Genomic DNA, 17,796 nt, shown 5'->3' with positions numbered 1-17,796 from the left:
AAAACGATATTTGGGTACTTCAAAACGATATTTGGGTACTTCAAAACGATATTTGGGTACTTCAAAACGATATTTGGGTACTTCAAAACGATATTCAAGGGCTTAAGAACAAGAAATAATTTTTTTATAAGAAGAATTCAGAACTCAGGAGCGGAGCTTGGGATTGCTGCGCCGAGGCGTTAGTAAATTAAATCCCGTTAGTTGATCGGTGTAATCAATTGCTCGGCTCTTTTCTACCCGAGCAATCGCGTCCAAACCCTGCTACCTCGGCAAAGATCACCCGGCACAAGTTCAGTCAAAATCAAGTCTTCTAGTTTGAAGATGCTCGTGATATTGCGACACTGACAGCATTGCTTCAATGTGAGGATTTGCCCATTCTGCTGCTATTTTCAGAAAATCAGGATCGTCATTGACACAATCGAGGCGTGTGTAAGTCACCGTTGGATATTGACGCTGCAAAGATTGAATCGCATCTTCTACATCGAGAATGGTTTCATAATTATCTGTCACCCATCCGAGGGGTTTAAATATAATGGTTTGGGCACCTGCTGTAATCAAGCTTTTGGCGGCTTGTTTCAAATTGGGCTGTGACCAATTGATCAAAGGTGTGTCATGATTCACCCAACCGATTGAGACTAGCGGATATTGATGTTGTAACTGCCCTTGGACGCGATCGTAAAGGGCTTGTCCATCAATCACCCCGGTTAACAGTCCTTGCGCTTTTTCTGGGCCACCGTGAACCGTTAATACAATCCCAATCTGAGACTCAAAGAAGCGACCAACAAATAGCTGATTCAGAGTTTCCTTAATCCGTCGCACCATCAAATCAATGTAGGCAGGTTCAGTTGCAAAGGCTGGAATATATCGAATTGCTTTGAAGGTCGAATGTTGAGGCTCATTTACAGATGCAGTTGCTGCAATAACTTCATTGACTTGTTCTACAGCTATTTTGCCCGTGAATGCAGAATCGACCACAAGCATTGGATAAATTAGCAAATTCTGAAAACCTTGCTCAATGATATCTGCTACAACTTCTTGCACAAAAGGCTTACAGAAATAAAAGCCTTTAAACACTTGTACACGATTTCCCCATTGGTGTTGTAACTGTTCTTCGATACCAAGACGTTGTTTTTCAAAAATCCCATTTTCGGGCGACATGAAATGATCGTGCTTTACCCCAAAATTGTACAAATCTTGAAGTGCGAGAAACCAACCAGCAAGAGGGTATAGCCATTCTGGAATCGGTACAAACTGAGATGCAATGTACTTCGTTGCAGCTTGATTATAAACACTCAGAGCGCGGTAAGATTGCACTTCACCATACCCTGCAAGCAAAACTGCAACGCGATCGTGCAACGTCGGTTCTGCCAAATTACCGTTATGTGGCGCGACGGTCTGCGTCTCTTGAGATTGATGACTAATCATTGCTTTAAGCCTCAGTAGATTGCTTTTGAGAAGTGCGCCATAGATGAAGCTACACTGATTTGCGGTAAATTTTTTTGCTGTCTAAAGCGACTGGGCAAAGTGCTGTCGAATCTTCGCTGCAATCTGATGATCCGTCATCTTGTCAACTGTTTCAATACCGACGATACCTGCACCGAGGTTATTTCCTTCAAGCCGTTCTTTGAGTTCATCTTTTGCCTCACCCGGCCCAAATATCAGAATAGACTTGGCATCACGAATAGACGCAATAACTGCATCATAGTAAATGTTGAGTTGTCCCGTAAAATTTCTCTGGCGGCTATCATCCGCAGGTATCTGATGCGATTCATAAGTACCCTTCAGGGGTGAATCACCAGAACGCCGAGGCTGTTTTTCTACCTCGGATATGATCTCGCTTATCTCTTCCCCTTTCTCCGTAACAGCTACGACAATAGCCTTTCTATGGTCAATCCACAGCCCTACTTTTGTTGCCATCGATATCTCCTTTATTCACTAGTACAACACGGCGTAATTGAAGAAGAATTCAGCTATTCTGAATTCAGAATTCAGAATTCAGAATTCAGGAGTCAGAATCAATTCATTTGGGGTCTAAATCCTCTACTGATTGAAGACCACAAAACTAGAATTTTTGGTGGGGGTGCAAAAACGCCGATTATTCATCCGCATTACAAAACTTTACCCTTCTCTTCTCCCAAGGGGAGACGCACTCGCGTTCGAGACGCTACGCCTTCGGCGTAGCTCAAGGCATTGCTTCCGACTTCCGACTTCCGACTTCCGACTTCCGACTTCCGACTTCTTTAATCATTTGTGTGAATAGCGATCGCCATTCACACAAATGAACTACTAGTCAATAATTTTTTTGACTCCATCTTTCACATTTTCGGTAGTGTGACGAATCTTTGACTCTGCCTGTTTTTCCTTACCCTCTGCCTGAGCTTTGCGATCGCCAGTCAGATCGCCTACTGTTTCTTGAACTTTGCCTTCGATATTTTTGGCGATTGCCTTGGCTTTATCTTGTAAACTCATGATGCCCGCTCCTGACTGAATTTGAGAACTGCTTACCAGAGTCGAATTAACAACTTTGGCTTCTGCTATTACTGTGAACGGCGATTGTTTTATTTTCTGAATGAATTGATTGAATACAATACAAAACGTAACTGAAAATACACAAATAAAAAACTCCACCCACTGTTGGGATGGAGTTTTTGGGGATAGGGAATGGGGCATAGGGGAGCCAGCGCTGTGGGCGGGTTTCCCGACTTGAGGCGACTGGCGTCATGGGGAAGAAGTTACCTGTTTGCCCTGTTTGGCCTATGCCCCAAGGGTTGGGGGGAGCAACCTCGACCACCCACGTTAGCGTAGCGGGACGAAGTCCGGGGATGGAGTTTCCCGCCGCTTTCGGTGAATTCAAACCCCCTCCCCCCTAACCGAAAAGTTGTCTGTCAAGTTTTCGGTAGAAAAAGACGATAGGATTCGCTGTCCATCAGAATTCTGTAACCCAGCCACATCAGCACGAAGGGGAAAATCTTGCGAGCATAACGGCTGAGTACCAAAGCAATACCAGGTAGATGTGTCAGACTATAGGACATAAATAGCCAACAGAAAACAATTAAATAGCAAACAGGTATGATTACAGATAGATTTTGGATTGAGCTAGTGGCAAACAGGGGAATATAGATCCCAAGATTGTTACCGCCGTTAGAAATTGTAACCGCAGACACGCGATAGGTCTGCGGATCGCGGATTACGTCCCAGAGCGATCGCTTTCTAGAATCAAATCCTCGAATTTTAGAGTTTCTTTTTAGATTGGCTGACTTATCTTCGGCTGAGTCATCCTTATTAAGGTTGAGCAAATTATTAATGCCAATGAGTATCGGCAGAATCCCTAGTAGACCAATCCAAGTCTCAGGAATTGCTAGCCCCAGTAAAAAACCAAGCAAACTTACTATCACTAATGCCGTGAACCCTAAAAGCTCACCAACCACAACATGTTGAGGACGAAAAGTACGATTAACCTCACTGAAGAAGGCAGTCAGATAAATATTGTCGTCAAAGGTTGTTGCCACAGCCGCAGCTAGCCCGATTTTAATTGTTGCAATTAACCAATCCATCACTATCCCTCACTCAACACCTAATCTGATGACCAAAACTAGCGATCGCTCAACCGTTGTAGAGAATTCCCACAATATCGATATGATAATGTGAGTATCGCATATTCGGTATAACTCAGAGCAAATCTGGTAGTTTATACATATTAAGCGGTGCTTTGACTTTATTTCCTATCTCCAATTCATCCGGCAATGTCTATTACCTATTATTTATCAAAGGAGTCATTATGATTAGCCGTTTGATTGACCTTCTGCCTAAACGCACAGGTCAAAACATCTTACGGTTGCTCCGATCAGCCACTCATAGATCGGCTACCTACAGATTTGCAGTTCTATTTTGCATCGGACTTGTCTCAATTTTGGTTTTGACTCTAGTTTTTGACGGTCATGTTATTGCCGCTTCTGAATCTAGCAATCAGATATCCTCTCTAATGAATCAGTTCAAACTACCCAAAAACTCAATAATGCAGTTATTGGAAACTGTGGGACTATTTGTGGGAGGCATAATTTTCTGTATAGTTTTGGATCGCTGGTTTTCTAGCCGTTCTGGTCAATCTAGCAACACGCCTTTAGGTGAGCAAGCGCGGCGGCTCAAGCAACTCAAAATGGGATATCCAGAGGGGATGACAAATTTAGAAGTTCTCCGTACTCAAGGCTTGCTAGAAAACCGTTTGCGACCTTATGGGCTGAGTGTCATCTGGACAAGTTTTTTATCAGCATCTTCTCTGATTGAAGCACTTAGCAACGGGACGATTGACTTTTGCGGCGGCGGCGGCACGGCCAGCATCTTCTCTCAAGCGGCGGATCATGTATTTGTGCGAGTAGCTAAAGAAAAATATACCTCTCCCAAGGGTCAAGCGATTCTGGTACCGGAAAATTCGCCGATTCAGACACTTGCCGACCTGAAGGGTAAGAAGATTGCTTTTGACAAAGGCTCAAGCGCACATTATATACTTGTGCGATCGCTGGCAAAAGTCGGACTCGATTTTAGCGACATTCAGCCAGTTTATCTAACACAACCGGAGGCGCTACCCGTATTCCGCCGGGGTGAGGTCGATGCTTGGGTGATTTGGGTTCCCTACACAGCAACTCAAGCTCGAAGCGCTTACCCAGGGCGATCGATTGCAGACTTAGAGAGCATATTTGGTGACAAAGCCTCCGTAGAAGTTCCAACCTATTACTACGCGATTCCAGAGTTGGTACGCGACTATCCCGACTTGCTCAAGGTGATTTTAGAAGAGGTAAACGAAGCTGGAACTTGGGCTAAGAGACAGGAATTAGAAGCTGTTCAACGATTGACAGAACATCATGAAATCGATCCATCCATCGTCGAAACTTTACAAAAACATAGTGGCGAACGCGCCATTATCCCCATTGACGACCAATCGCTCAATGCCTTACAGAACCAGGCAAATATATTTAGAGATTTAAATCTGATTCCTGAGCGGGTGAATATGAAAGATGGAACTTATAGCTTGCAGACCAAGCAAAACTGGACTTATTAAACCCGATTATTCATCCGCTTTTTCGTTCAGAATACCCAACTGAATTCTGACGACTGGCGCCAATATTGCTGTTCGATAATTTTTACAAATGATTTAGGACTGCTATAGCAACTTGGGTTATTATCTGGACAATTGCAGAAATGATTGAGTAAAAATGGACGTAGCAAACTTCTTGCAGATGTTTGAGCGATCGCCAATCGCATTACACCAAAAATAGCATTGTTTATCAGGTCATACTCTGCGGAGTCAATATCAGTAAACCTGAGAATAATATTCGTATCTAGCAAATAGTTTGTCATCTGCCTTGATCATCATAAATATTTTCTCGGCGGATATCTCCGTCAGATAGATTAGTATTACTTTTAGGAAATTCAGCGACCCATTGACGAAATTGCTCGGCTTTTTCGGTTGAGGTTGTATTTTTGTGAGTGGCTGCCTCTATTTGCCTATTAGAGAGCTTTTCTTGAAAGAGTTTTTGGTCTTCAGGTGAGAGGTTTAATAAGCTGTTGCGTATTTAATTTGTATATTGGACGCGGGCAAGATGCCCGCACTACAATATTTTTGGGTTTTCGTGTTATACAATTTAGCTGCACATCAACTTACTACTTCGACTAGAGAATTAACAAGCTGTACATTCATAGTTCTCTCTGAGATTTTTCAGCTTACACTCTATTAGATGATTTGGGAATAAATTCCTCTCCCCTTTAATATTAACTGAGTAATTGGTGCAAGATATATATGAGATAGTTAATCCCAATTTAACAAAGTTTGGGGTTTAATTCCCCAGCAAGACAGGCAGCGCGTTTTGTGACGGGGATTTTACCCCGACACAAAACGTAATTGCGAATTGTTTTAAGGATCTGCAAGCGGTATTGCTTCTGGCTATCCAGGGAATAATTGGTCTATCTCAGAGGTTGTTTGAAAAGTGTTTCGCTGTGACTTTAGGCACTTCTAGATCCCCCCTAACCCCCCTTAAAAAGCAGGGCCGATTCATTCCCTAAAGAGCGCTAAATATCAATGGTTCTAACGATTTAAAATTGATTATTTTGTTACCAGCGTGCCAAGAAAATGAACAATTTTACTGTTGTTTAAGTGCTTAAAAGTTCATCTTCTCGTCACCCTCACTTACAATTTTCTCGCTAACCATCTTGACAAATCCTGTTTGAAATGGAATGAATCAGCCCTGCCTTAAAAAGGGGGGAACCGGAATCAAAGTCCCCCAATTTATCGGGGGATTTAGGGGGAGCTAAAACTATTTGATACCGATAATAGGACTTTTCAAACATCCTCTCAGGAGTGATTAAAATTCCAGGCTTTAGGATTGATGAGACTGATACACTTGTAACTGTGCCCGTAATTGGGCAATTTCGTGAGCCATATCTAACACCATTGCGGCTCCGACTAAGTTCAGCCGCAAATCTTGACGCAAACGCTGAATCTGAGCAATTCGAGCAATCTCGCGGGAATGCAGCAGGTCGCCAATCGGTTCGATTACGCCTAACTCAGCATAAAATTTTACAAGCGTAATTGAAGTCTCAGTTATCAAGGCGGCATATTCAAAGGTGTAGAGTTGCTCACCTTCGAGTGAAACCACAGTTTTTGAAAGGCTGGAAGTCATAACTTAATCTCCTCTAAATCAGCACGCGGGTTAAAGCTGGTATTTGCTTGGATTTTTTCGTAGTATTCTTGCTCGATCGCACTCAGGTCTTTCGGCGTGACAATCTGAAGTTTGGCAAATAAGTCACCTCGTCCCCCTTTTGGCAATGTCCAACCTTTGCCGCGCAATCTTAGCGATTGCCCCGATCGCACCCCTTTGGGAACTTTCACCGTCACGCTACCATCGGGGGTCGGCACGCTAATTTGTGCGCCTAAAACCGCTTCATCGGGGCGAATTGGAATGTCACAAACCAGGTCATCGCCCTCAAATCGAAAGAAGGTATGGGGCAACACCTCGATGGTAAGATACAAATCGCCGCGTTGTGGAGAGAATGGACTAGGACGACCTTTACCTTTGAGCCGAATTCGACTGCCTGGTTTTGCGCCTGCGGGAATACGGACGTTGATCGTTTCCTCGTCGAGTTGCAGCCGCTTCTGGACACCGTGAAACGCTTCGGAAAATGTGAGTGCGATCGCGGCTTCGGTATCCGGTGCGGGGGCTTGAGAACGAAATCCGTCACCAAAACCATCAAAGCCACCGGTCGCCGTCCTCTGGGTTTGACGTCTCGATTGACCTCTCATCCCACCCAGCAGATCGTTGATAAACGAATCAAAGTCACCATACTGATCAAAATCTTCGGTCGAGACAGTAGAACCCCTTGCAGGTGGCGGAGAACCGCCCTGACCGACTTGATTCCAGTGCTGACCAAAGCGATCGTACTTCTGCCGATTCTCTGGATCAGAGAGTACCTCATTAGCTTCGTTCAGGTCTTTGAACTTTGCCTCTGCACTTTTATCTCCAGGATTAAGATCGGGATGGTATTTGCGGGCCAGCTTGCGGTAAGCCCGTTTGATTTCTTCAGGGGTTGCGGTTTTGCTCACTCCCAATATGGTGTAATAGTCCTTAAAGTCCGTTGCAGTTGCCATCATTGACCTCTCGATTGGGGGTTATTCGGGGGTGGGTGTTTAGGAGTTAGGAGTTAGGAGTTAGGAGTAGAGACGCGATTAATCGCGTCTCTACTGGAGTTAGGAGTGCTGAGTCAATTAAAATTCAGTTGGGGTTTAAACCCTCTGATGTAACTCTCTTCTCTACAAGACGCTACGCGAACAATTTGGAATTTTGAACCCATGTAGAGCGATCGCACTGGTGTATCAGAAAACTCGTCATTGAGAATGCGATCGCATCCATCTAGGACATCATCTAAATTCTACTAATTTCCCTGTCAAACCTGTAAACTGGGCGGTCGAAAAGAAGGGTTGAGTGAACGTACTAACCAACGTCAACGGAATGCTATATTTTGTCGAAACTAGTAATTAGTATCCTTTAGTAACTGCCTTCTTTTTTTATGCAACTTATCGAAACAGAATAAAGGCGCCAGTCGTCAGAATTCAGTTGGGTATTCTCACCGAAAAAGTGGATGAATAACCGGCGTTTTTGCACCCCCACAAAACTAGAATTTTTGGTGGTCTTCAATTCATTTGGGGTCTGAATCCCCAAATGAATTGATTCTGACTCCTGAATTCTGACTTCTGAATTCTTCTTCAAATCATTGCTTCTTTGGCAAGTTGGGCTTTTGCCTGTTGCCAGAGAGTTTCCAACTCATCTAAACTGTAATCAGAAAGGGGACGATCAACAGCTGCTTCCATTTTTTCTAATCGCTGGACAAATCGCTGATTTGTGCCTTGCAAAGCAGCGCTAGGGTCAAGATCATGCCAACGGGCTAACTGAATCACCGCAAACAGTAAATCGCCTAATTCTGCTTGTTGTCGTTTTGGTGTTTCCTCAGCTAAAGCCTGTTGAAACTCCCCCAACTCCTCATAAAACTTATCCCAGACACCCTGAATATTTTCCCATTCAAACCCAACCGCCGCAGCCTTTTGAGAAATCTTCATCGCCGCCGTCAGTGGGGGAAGGGTGCGCCCATAACGACCGAGTTTAGCACTGAGTTTTTGCGCGTCTGGAGATGCTTCGCCTTTTTCCGCAGCTTTGATTTGTTCCCAATTTTGCCGCACCTCATCCACACTGGCTACCGACACATCACCAAACACATGGGGATGACGGCGAATCAACTTTTGAGAAATCCCCTGAGTTATTTCTTTGAGGGAAAATTCCCCAGATTCGCTAGCGATTTGGGCTTGCAGTACCACCTGTAATAATAAATCGCCTAACTCTTCTGCGATCGCACCTTTATCCCCACCCTTAATTGCATCCACCACCTCATAAGCTTCCTCTATCACATAAGGTATCAGCGTTTGGGCAGTTTGAGCCAAATCCCAAGGACAACCACCATCAGGCGATCGCAACTTCGCCACCACCTCAATCAATTCCTGCAACGCCACCAAAGTCTCAACTTTGTCATTTGTCATTTGTCATTTGTCCTTTGTCCTTTGTCGTTTTCCCGTTGCTCTTTCTGCTAACTGTAGTTCGACGACTACCGCGACTTGTAACTTTCCGCTTCTTAATTTTGCCACTAGGAAACAACCCTCGAACCCCCTGTTTTTGCACGCGCTTGTATGCCGAACCGCCCCAATCGCACAGAGAATGACTCATTGCACCGAGTTCCAACCCCACAAACAGAGCGATATATTCAGTATCGTAATCCACGAGCGATCGCCCCACAGTTCCCCCTAAATCCTGCCAAGTAAAACTCAGATTCCCCAGCTTTTCGGCGATCGTCAAAACGAAAATTGTCAAGATAGCGAGTAAACAGCCGAGATAAAGTACCCGGAGGATCGTGCCAATAATCGGCCCGTGGGATAAAAAAGAACGATGGCGGAGACTTTTTTGATAAGGTAGCCAAATCCAGCGCAAGAAACCCCAGCGTTGAAATTGCACAGAGTAAATATCCAAATCGGGGCCAAACATCAGCCCGCCAAAGAGAAACCCGCCTGCAACCAACAAAGTCGCATTGCTACTGCGAGTCTGCCAGAAAGTAACGCCCGCCACCAACGGCAGAGCATACATAGTAATGCGATCGTGCGTCCGACCAGAGGGCATCCTAAATCCTGCTAGCGATAGCGGGGCGTTTAGCCCGTGCTGAGTAACTGAATCACCGAACTTCTGATTGGCAGAAACCGCCCCTCAGAGTTCTTACTGAGTCAGTATAAGAGAAAAAAAGATTTTCCCAAAACTACTAGCGCAATCCGAAATGTTTATGCTATATTAGTTAAGGATTGGGCGGTTAGCTCAGTTGGTAGAGCGCCTGCCTTACAAGCAGGACGTCATCAGTTCGAGTCTGGTACTGCCCATTAAGTAAATTGTACATTCGCAGATTTAGTGTCGGATTTGGCCTAATGCTGTCGTTTGTATGCAAATAACCCTTTTGAGCGACTCTTGATGCTATTAGCAAATTGATGTCGCTCAAAAGCATATTTATTACTAAATAAAATATTCATTGTTAGGCAGGCGCTCCTTTCAACCCGCCTGTAAAACTTTAATGCGTGTTGCTTCCGACGGCGACATCATAAGCTGAAAAACATCTAAGAAAGCATAACCGAATTAAACATAACTCTTGTGGGGTGGGCATCTTGCCCGCCCTAATGGCGGCAAGTTGAATGTGGAACAACTTACCTTGAGTTAGATAATACTTATATTTGGGGAATACTAAGTGTAGTAAGATTTGCTGCTGATTTTTTAGTATTCCTAGTATGAGCGATCGCTTTGATATAAATCATATTTACAATATCCTAGGGTTAAAACCAGGTGCATCTGTTGATGAGGTCAAACAAGCTTATCGCCAGATGGCTAAAACTTGGCATCCAGATTGTTTTCTAGAACCGCAGCAAAAGCTAGAAGCAGAAGAAAAAATCAAAGAAATTAATCAAGCTTATGCAAGATTAAAATCTTATCAACCAAGTGAGATAAATCAATCTGCTTCCACTTCGACCAAAATTGATTTTACTCCATCCAATGCTGAAAGTTTCTACAAACTGGGTATGGAGAAAGCTCAAAGAGGAAAATATACTGAAGCAATTGAAGACTTTAGCAAAGCGATTCGTCTCAACCCCAACTACTTTGAAGCCTATAAGTATAGAGGGCTTGCTTGCTCGAAACTAGGATATGAAAATAGAGCCGAGTCAGATTTTAAAAATTCTATACAACTGGAACTGAAACAGAAAAAAGCAGCACCCAAAACTACATCACCACCGCCAAAGCCAGCAACGCCACCACCACAACCTAAATCACAGTCTCAACCTTCACCGTGGAAATGTGTACACACCCTGACTCATCTGAACTGGGTTTTTACAACTGTAATCAGTCCAGATGGGCAAACTCTGGCTAGTGCAAGTAGTGATAATACTATCAAGATTTGGCATCTCCACACAGGTAAATTACTATATACTTTCACTGGACATACAAAATGGGTAAGATGTCTAGCCTTTAGCCCAGATAGTCAAACTCTGGTTAGTGGCAGTGATGACAGCAGCATCAAGATTTGGCAAGTATCTACAGCTAAATTACTTAACACCCTCAAAGTACATTCAACCCCAGTTTTTTCTGTAATCATTAGTCCAGATGGTCAGACTATTCTGAGTGGCAGTAGAGACACTACTATTAAGATTTCCCATATAGAGATGGGACAATTGCTGCACGTCCTCAAAAATCATTCTTACTTGGTTTTCTCCCTTGCCATTTGCCCAAAGCAGCAGATTTTAATCAGTGGTAGTGCAGACAATACCATTAAGCTGTGGAATTTGAAGAGTAGAAAATTGCTGCAAACTATCAACGGACATTCAGGTTGGGTGACTTGTGTCGCCATTAGCCCTGATGGACAAATTTTAGCTAGTGGCAGTTATGACCAGACTATCAAGTTATGGAACATTAATACAGGTAAGCTAATTAACACTCTTGCCGGACATCATAATTATGTTTGTGCGATCGCTTTTAGCCCTGATGGTCAGCATATTGCTAGTGGTAGTGCAGATCATACTGTGACACTATGGGATGTTAACACGGGACAAAATCTTTACACTTTGGATAACCATTCAGATTGGGTTCACTCTGTCGCTTTCAGTCCTGATGGCAAAACTTTGGTTAGTGGTAGTCGAGACATGACAATCAAGCTTTGGCGCTGCAATATCTAAAGTGAAATTAAAAATTTAGATGATTTCAGTAAATTGCGAGATTTTGTCTAAAAAAATCAGATAACAGTTTAAGAACATCCATCTTTGGGATACTGTTTCTTTAGATTAAGTATTAACTCCCTAGAGATAGAGCCACTTGCTGATCACAGAGGTTATACTGATAACTCCCAACAATTCAGTAGCAAATAAAACTCAAGACTTATCGGCAACATACATTTTTCGACTCATTAAAACCTCTTGTTTTTACAAAGCTTTAGTTTGTCAATATCTTATCAAGGAGTTAAATCAACAGCTATGTCTATTCCTACCAATAAAGGCGAAAGCGAAAACAGTGAAGTTAAGAAAGATACTTACACTGATAGTAATGGTAATACTCACACCCACCTGACACAAAGCACTGAAACATCTAAAACCAACACACCTGATCCCAACTCTTACCAAAAAGGTTACGTACAAGGTCGAAATACTGAGCATACCAATCAGCAAGCTGATTTAGCCGAGCGTGATAATAACAATGCTAATGGTGGTTTGGTGTTGGGTATTATTATTACTTCCGTGCTTGCTTTGGTTATAGGTGGGGTCTGGTACTTTAGCCAGCAGAATAACGCACCGGTTAACAATATTGTGCCAGTCGTGGTTCCTGTACCGAGTAAGAGTAATCCAACCTCTAGTGCATCTCCTCAACCACAAACGACAATCATCGAAAGAACCAGGGAAATACCTGTTGCTGTTCCTGTTCCTGTTCCACAACAGCAGGTTACACCTCCATCTGCACCTCGCCAACCGAATATTAACATTACTATTCCACCCCAGCAGCCTGCGGCAGAAAAAGCACCTGTAACCCAGCCAACCCCGAAAGCGACACAAACTCCGGCGACGAGTCCAACTAGTATTACTCCGACTCCGCAGAACAAGGACGATACTTCTACTAATAGTGTCGCTCCAGATACGAAAAGTGACACCTCTAAAACCACTCCACCTCAATAAGTAGACCAGTCAGACAATTTTGGATTTTAGATTTTAGATTTTAGATTGAAAAGAGCAATCAAGTCAGGGGCAAGTCAAGTAATTTTAGATTTTGCCCAAAGTTGCGTGGGCGGCTCTGCCGCGCCACTTCCTACAAACTCCTCCACCCCCGCAACGGAGTGGCTTGACTTGAGCAAACTTTCCAAGACGGATGCAAGAATCTTCAATTCCATTTTCCAAAATTTAAAATCTAAAATTCGGTCAAACAGTACATCTAATAGCAGTTCTTCTACCGTAGGTGATGCTACTACGGGCGGTTCTGCTCAATAACGGCTTCTGAATTTTCAGCCCACTTGATATGCTGGCATTAACTCCAAGATTATCAAGTGGAACAATTTTTTAAGCAATATTTCTGAATTATTGCGATAGATTAATGGTATTTAAGTTTAGTAAATATATGGTGTATCTGAACAAACATAGGCTAGATTAAGAGCAAGGTACAAACAGGTTAAAAGTTAAACAAAAACTTTCAAGTTAGAGCCTGTGCCTCCTGCTCTAATGTTCTTGCGTAGGCATAGCCCGTCGTAGACATCGCTCTGAAGTTGTGGCATCCATTGAATGTATTTTTACCTTAAGTTCAATGAGTTGTTTTGGAGGTTTGAGAACGCACAGACAGAAAATGCCTGTTTAATTGAAATATAAGGATGTGCAATTCTGAGTGTAGCGATTGCGAATGCTGTCCACCTTAGTTAGTTGAGTTATTTACTTCTGAATTCTCCAATCTTCAAGAAACCGCCCCAAGCTGCTGAGATTTATCCATCGCAGCTTCAGGCGGTTTCTGCGTTGAGTTAATTAAAAAATTCAGAATTGTTAATGACTAAATTAAGGTAATTACAGTCACTTCTGGCGGACAAAATAGGCGTCCTGGTTTATAAGTTCCTAAACCCCGATTGACATATAGTTGATTTTTTTCCACCTTGTGAAACCCTTGCGCCCACTCCCAATATCGCACTACTTTAGAACAGTCGCCCAGGAAAAATATTACCCAACGCCGTAATTTTTTGGGAATTTGTCTGAGTAGCTTTTTATAATAAAATACTACAGGGCCAATGCCCGGAATTACGATGTGACCACCGTGAGTATGACCAGATAGTTGCAAATCTACGCGCCATTGTTGCAATATCTTGGCTGTATCTGGGTTATGGGATAAAACGATGCGGGGTGTAACGGAGTCTAGTTGATTCATGACTGGTGCGGGCTGGAATTCCCGTGACCAATAATCAGCTAGTCCTACCAGTGGTAATTCTTTTCCTAATGGATAGGCGATTTCATTCCAAAGCACATGCACCCCAATGCTAGTTAACGCCTGGGTAACTTCGGCTTTTGAATGGCTGTAATAGATATCGTGATTACCAAGTACGGCGTAGATACCATAGCGACTTTGCAGATGTTTGAGTCGAAGTACCAATTGGTGAATTGGCGTCGGATCGTCAGTTACGTAGTCACCAGTTAATAGAATTAAATCTGGTTCAGCTTCGTTAGTAAGTGCGATCGCTTTTTCTAACATATCTTCTGATAGCCGCAAACCATCGTAGTGAAAATCTGACAACTGCACGAGCGTTGTACCTTGTAAAGATGCAGGAAGTTCTGCAATCTTAACCGTTATTTTATCTACTCTTAAATGTCCCGTAAACAACCAATGCATAAGGCAACCGATACTCCTCATACCAGCGTTTACAGCTTACCAAAAATCAAAATACAACTTGAGAAACTGCAATAATTTATGTCATATACTCCAGATATAATTAACTAATTGATTTATTTGAAATTGCTGAATTTAGTTATGGGGTTTTCCTGCTGCCTTCTCATTCACCTTGTAGCGTGATTATAGTAACTTCTGGGCGGCAAAATAAACGTCCTGGGAGGTAAGTTCCCAAACCACGATTGACATATAGCTGATTTTTTCCTAGCCGATGGAAACCCTGTGCCCATTCCCAATGGCTGACTACAGAAACATTTACTTCTAAAAAGGGGACTAGACGCCGCAGTTTTCTGGGTATTTTTTTTACAAACTTTTCGTAAAACAACGCCGCAGGGCCAATTCCGGGAATCACGATTTGACCACCGTGAGTATGACCCGATAATTGTAAATCGACTCGCCAGGATTGTAATATTTCCGCAGTATCTGGGTTGTGGGATAAAACGATGCAGGGTGTGTCGGGGTTTAGCTGGTTCATGACTGGTGCGGGGTGGAATTCCCGTGACCAACTATCCGCCAGTCCAACGAGTGGCAATTCTTTTCCTAGTGGATAGGCAATTTCATTCCAGAGGACGTGAATACCAATGCTAGTAAGGGCATCTGTAACTTCTGCTTTTGCGTGTCTGTAATGTATATCGTGATTCCCAAGAACAGCATATATACCACTGCGACTTTGCAGATGTTTGAGTCGAAGTACCAGTTGGTGAATCGGTGTCGGCTCGTCAGTTACGTAGTCACCAGTTAATAGAATTAAATCTGGTTCAGCTTCGTTAGTAACTGCGATCGCTTTTTCTAGCATATCTTCCGACAGCCGCAAACCATCGTAGTGAAAATCTGACAACTGCACCAGTTTCTTACCTTGTAACGATGCAGGCAAGCCTGCAATGTTAACCGTCAATTTCTCTGTACTCAACGGCCCAGATAATAACCAATGCATAAGACGTTCAATAAAGCTCAATCATAGCGCTTACAGCTTAACTAAACATTGTCGGTTTGTGTGTAGCGACCAGTGCAACTTCTTGAAAATTTCATGAAACTTGTAAATTTTAGCGTATTTATACTTGCCTAAGTTCAATGCAGCTTTGCTATTGACTGACATCAAAGTGGATTATTGGAAGTTGCCCTTTGTAGGCTTAAGCAATGATTGCAATACTCTAGCTTATCTTTTAATTATTTGGAGCGCAAGGTAAAAGTGCAGCTTAAGAGCCGCAACAACTCAACTGCCATGTGACTGTCAGCATAATTTTTCCGTGTCAGGAGTTAGAAATTTGACGTTGTTGAATGAGGGGAATGCAAATGATAAACTCAGCACCAACTCCTGATTGCGAAATGCATTCTAAAGAACCGCCATGTCTTTCTGTGATAATTTGGTGACTAATAGCCAGCCCCATCCCCGTACCTCGTCCAACGGGCTTGGTCGTAAAAAAGGGATTAAATATTTGCTTTAAAACATCTTCTGGTATTCCCAGTCCGTTGTCGGCAATGCAAATTTTGACTTGATTTGGCGCTAGTAATTGGGTGCGAATATAAATTCGGGGATTATCCGTTTTTAGTTGTTTTTTTGTTGCCCAGCGACCTCTAACCAATGAATCTTCTAAAGCATCGATGGCATTCACTAAAATATTCATAAATACTTGGTTTAACTGCCCAGCATAACATTCAATCAAGGGAAGGTTGTCGTATTCTTTGATCAACTCAATTTTCGGGCGCTGGTCAGTAGCTTGGAGGCGGCTTTGGATGATCATCATCGTACTGTCAATTCCCTGATGAATATCAACCGCTTTCATTACCGCTTCATCTAAGCGTGAGAAACTCCGCAGAGAAAGCACAATCTCTCGAATCCGCTCTGTTCCCATGATCATCGATTGGAATAATTTGGGTAAGTCTGACCTTAAGAAATCTAGTTCAATTAAATCTGCAAACTCATCAATTGCCTTGACTGATTGGGGATAATGTCTTTGGTAGATATCTAACAGTGAAAATAAATTTTGGGTGTATTCATCAGCCGGGTTCAGGTTGCCGTAAATAAAGCTAAGTGGGTTGTTGATTTCGTGTGCCACACCTGCAACTAGTTGACCCAAACTGGACATTTTTTCGCTTTGAATTAACTGAGTTTGGGTGTTTTGTAGTTTGTATAATGCTATTTCTAGTTCTTGTGCTTGCTGTCGGAGGTCTGCTTCTGCTTGTTTGCGTTCTGTGATATCTCGGAAATACCAAATTCTGCCATAACAATCTCCAGCCGGCGATCGCACTGCCGCAGAATAACGATCTAACGTCCGTCCATCCTTCAGCACAATTTCATCATGGCTGTTTTTCTCTGGATGCTGGTACAGATATTCGACTTGAGCGAGAAATTCTGCTGGATTTTCTAGTAGGTCTAGCACACATTCTAGCAGTTGCCAGTCTGAACCACTCTGGATTATTGCCGCAGGAATTTGCCATAAATGGGAGAAATGTTGATTGTATGATGCAATTTGACGATTTTCATCAATAATCAGAATGCCGTCGATTGAAGCTTCTTGTTGAGCTTGTAGCACAGCATTACTACGACGCAGGGCAGCTTCTACCTGCTTTTGCTGTGTGAAATCACGAATAGTCCCAACTAAGAAATGATTACCTAGCTCATCCTCAAACAAACATTTTTTGGTCAGGATAAAGTGTGTTAAGCCATAGGAATCTGTAAAAAATTCCTCATTTTCATCAGTTATGCCTGTAGTTAAAACCAGTTGATCTTTTTTCCAAAACACATCAGCTTCCGCTTGGGGAAAGAGATCATAGTCAGATTTACCAATTAATTCTTCTCGCCTATGCCCGATGAAATTACAGAAGGCATCGTTAAGTAGTATCCACTGATGTTGGTAGTTTTTGACAAAAATTGGGTCAGATATACCGTTGATCATCCGCAGCAGAAAAGCCAGCGAGAAGTTTTGCTGCTGTGTATATTCTTTGTCAGAGGAGTCATTGAGAGATTTGCAATCATTCATACGCTCAGTTGGATCTAAAATCAAGCAAGAACTTAAACGTCTAGCTATGCGTGTCTCAGCCTTAGTGATATTTATTATTCCCAGATTTATTGCTGATTTATAAGGGTTGCTCTTGCGAGGCGACAATCAGCCACTAGTGCCCCTCGCCGATAAGCTGCTACTAACCATTGGATACCCACTACTGCTAGTACCCCTAAAGCTGCTGATAACATCCAACATCATATTATTTGATTTATCAATATAGCGGTTCCCACTCAGATGCGGTACAACATTATATTGCGAGGTGTAGG

At 42.9% G+C, this 17,796-nt stretch carries 17 protein-coding genes and 1 tRNA gene; 5 read left to right on the top strand and 13 right to left on the bottom strand.

Annotated features, from left to right (window positions below; genetic code table 11):
* Positions 1-291 precede the first annotated feature (291 nt).
* From V7K27_RS12655 to V7K27_RS12640, 4 genes are all read right to left on the bottom strand, one after another.
* A complete protein-coding gene (locus V7K27_RS12655) occupies positions 292-1,425 on the bottom strand; it encodes a ferrochelatase (protein ID WP_334947607.1) in 1,134 nt (377 codons plus the stop codon).
* Positions 1,426-1,506: 81 nt separating this feature from the next.
* A complete protein-coding gene (locus V7K27_RS12650; protein WP_334947605.1) occupies positions 1,507-1,917 on the bottom strand; it encodes a hypothetical protein in 411 nt (136 codons plus the stop codon).
* 369 nt (positions 1,918-2,286) lie between these two features.
* Positions 2,287-2,469, bottom strand: a complete 183-nt coding sequence (locus V7K27_RS12645; protein ID WP_334947603.1) for a CsbD family protein — start codon at positions 2,467-2,469, stop codon at positions 2,287-2,289.
* Between the two features lie 416 nt (positions 2,470-2,885).
* A complete protein-coding gene (locus tag V7K27_RS12640) occupies positions 2,886-3,554 on the bottom strand; it encodes a cadmium resistance transporter (RefSeq protein WP_334947601.1) in 669 nt (222 codons plus the stop codon).
* Positions 3,555-3,778: 224 nt separating this feature from the next.
* On the opposite strand from V7K27_RS12640, the gene V7K27_RS12635 reads away from it, so the two are divergent.
* Positions 3,779-5,056, top strand: coding sequence for an aliphatic sulfonate ABC transporter substrate-binding protein (locus V7K27_RS12635; protein ID WP_334947599.1), 1,278 nt, complete (start codon positions 3,779-3,781; stop codon positions 5,054-5,056).
* 26 nt (positions 5,057-5,082) lie between these two features.
* Here the strand turns inward: V7K27_RS12635 and V7K27_RS12630 are convergent, their stop codons facing one another.
* The 5 genes from V7K27_RS12630 to V7K27_RS12610 all read right to left on the bottom strand — a co-directional run bounded on the left by V7K27_RS12630 (position 5,083) and on the right by V7K27_RS12610 (position 9,710).
* Positions 5,083-5,355, bottom strand: a complete 273-nt coding sequence (locus V7K27_RS12630; RefSeq protein ID WP_334947597.1) for a hypothetical protein — start codon at positions 5,353-5,355, stop codon at positions 5,083-5,085.
* A 1,016-nt stretch (positions 5,356-6,371) separates the two neighbouring features.
* Entirely contained in the window at positions 6,372-6,674 is a 303-nt protein-coding gene (locus V7K27_RS12625) for a chaperone modulator CbpM (protein ID WP_334947595.1), read from the bottom strand.
* Positions 6,671-7,639, bottom strand: coding sequence for a DnaJ C-terminal domain-containing protein (locus V7K27_RS12620; RefSeq protein ID WP_334947611.1), 969 nt, complete (start codon positions 7,637-7,639; stop codon positions 6,671-6,673). Before V7K27_RS12620 ends, V7K27_RS12625 begins: the two co-directional genes overlap by 4 nt.
* A 615-nt stretch (positions 7,640-8,254) precedes the next feature.
* The gene (mazG, locus tag V7K27_RS12615; protein WP_334947594.1) at positions 8,255-9,079 is read right to left on the bottom strand and encodes a nucleoside triphosphate pyrophosphohydrolase; all 825 of its coding nucleotides are present in this window, start codon (positions 9,077-9,079) and stop codon (positions 8,255-8,257) included.
* Positions 9,069-9,710 carry a metal-binding protein gene (locus V7K27_RS12610; RefSeq protein WP_334947592.1) on the bottom strand — a complete coding sequence of 214 codons (642 nt, stop codon included), beginning with the start codon at positions 9,708-9,710 and terminating at the stop codon, positions 9,069-9,071. The genes mazG and V7K27_RS12610 overlap by 11 nt, the downstream gene beginning before the upstream one ends.
* Before the next feature lie 178 nt (positions 9,711-9,888).
* Between V7K27_RS12610 and V7K27_RS12605 the strand changes: the two genes are divergently transcribed.
* The 4 genes from V7K27_RS12605 (at position 9,889) to V7K27_RS12590 (ending at position 13,093) form a co-directional block, all read left to right on the top strand.
* A tRNA-Val gene (locus V7K27_RS12605) sits at positions 9,889-9,961 on the top strand.
* Between the two features lie 399 nt (positions 9,962-10,360).
* On the top strand, positions 10,361-11,797 hold the full coding sequence (locus V7K27_RS12600) for a DnaJ domain-containing protein (RefSeq protein WP_334947590.1): 1,437 nt from the start codon (positions 10,361-10,363) through the stop codon (positions 11,795-11,797).
* A gap of 294 nt (positions 11,798-12,091) precedes the next feature.
* Positions 12,092-12,784, top strand: coding sequence for a hypothetical protein (locus V7K27_RS12595; protein WP_334947588.1), 693 nt, complete (start codon positions 12,092-12,094; stop codon positions 12,782-12,784).
* A 45-nt stretch (positions 12,785-12,829) separates the two neighbouring features.
* On the top strand, positions 12,830-13,093 hold the full coding sequence (locus V7K27_RS12590; RefSeq protein WP_334947586.1) for a hypothetical protein: 264 nt from the start codon (positions 12,830-12,832) through the stop codon (positions 13,091-13,093).
* Positions 13,094-13,640: 547 nt separating this feature from the next.
* Here V7K27_RS12590 and V7K27_RS12585 read toward each other — a convergent pair.
* From V7K27_RS12585 to V7K27_RS12570, 4 genes are all read right to left on the bottom strand, one after another.
* Entirely contained in the window at positions 13,641-14,468 is an 828-nt protein-coding gene (locus tag V7K27_RS12585) for a metallophosphoesterase (RefSeq protein WP_334947584.1), read from the bottom strand.
* A 160-nt stretch (positions 14,469-14,628) separates the two neighbouring features.
* On the bottom strand, positions 14,629-15,459 hold the full coding sequence (locus V7K27_RS12580) for a metallophosphoesterase (RefSeq protein WP_334947582.1): 831 nt from the start codon (positions 15,457-15,459) through the stop codon (positions 14,629-14,631).
* Positions 15,460-15,775: 316 nt separating this feature from the next.
* Entirely contained in the window at positions 15,776-17,506 is a 1,731-nt protein-coding gene (locus V7K27_RS12575; RefSeq protein ID WP_334947580.1) for a PAS domain-containing sensor histidine kinase, read from the bottom strand.
* Between the two features lie 86 nt (positions 17,507-17,592).
* The gene (locus V7K27_RS12570; RefSeq protein WP_334947578.1) at positions 17,593-17,718 is read right to left on the bottom strand and encodes a hypothetical protein; all 126 of its coding nucleotides are present in this window, start codon (positions 17,716-17,718) and stop codon (positions 17,593-17,595) included.
* Positions 17,719-17,796: the final 78 nt, after the last annotated feature.

The sequence above is a fragment of the Nostoc sp. genome (assembly GCF_036919575.1).
GTDB lineage: Bacteria > Cyanobacteriota > Cyanobacteriia > Cyanobacteriales > Nostocaceae > Nostoc.
This window is presented reverse-complemented; position numbering and strand designations above follow the sequence as displayed.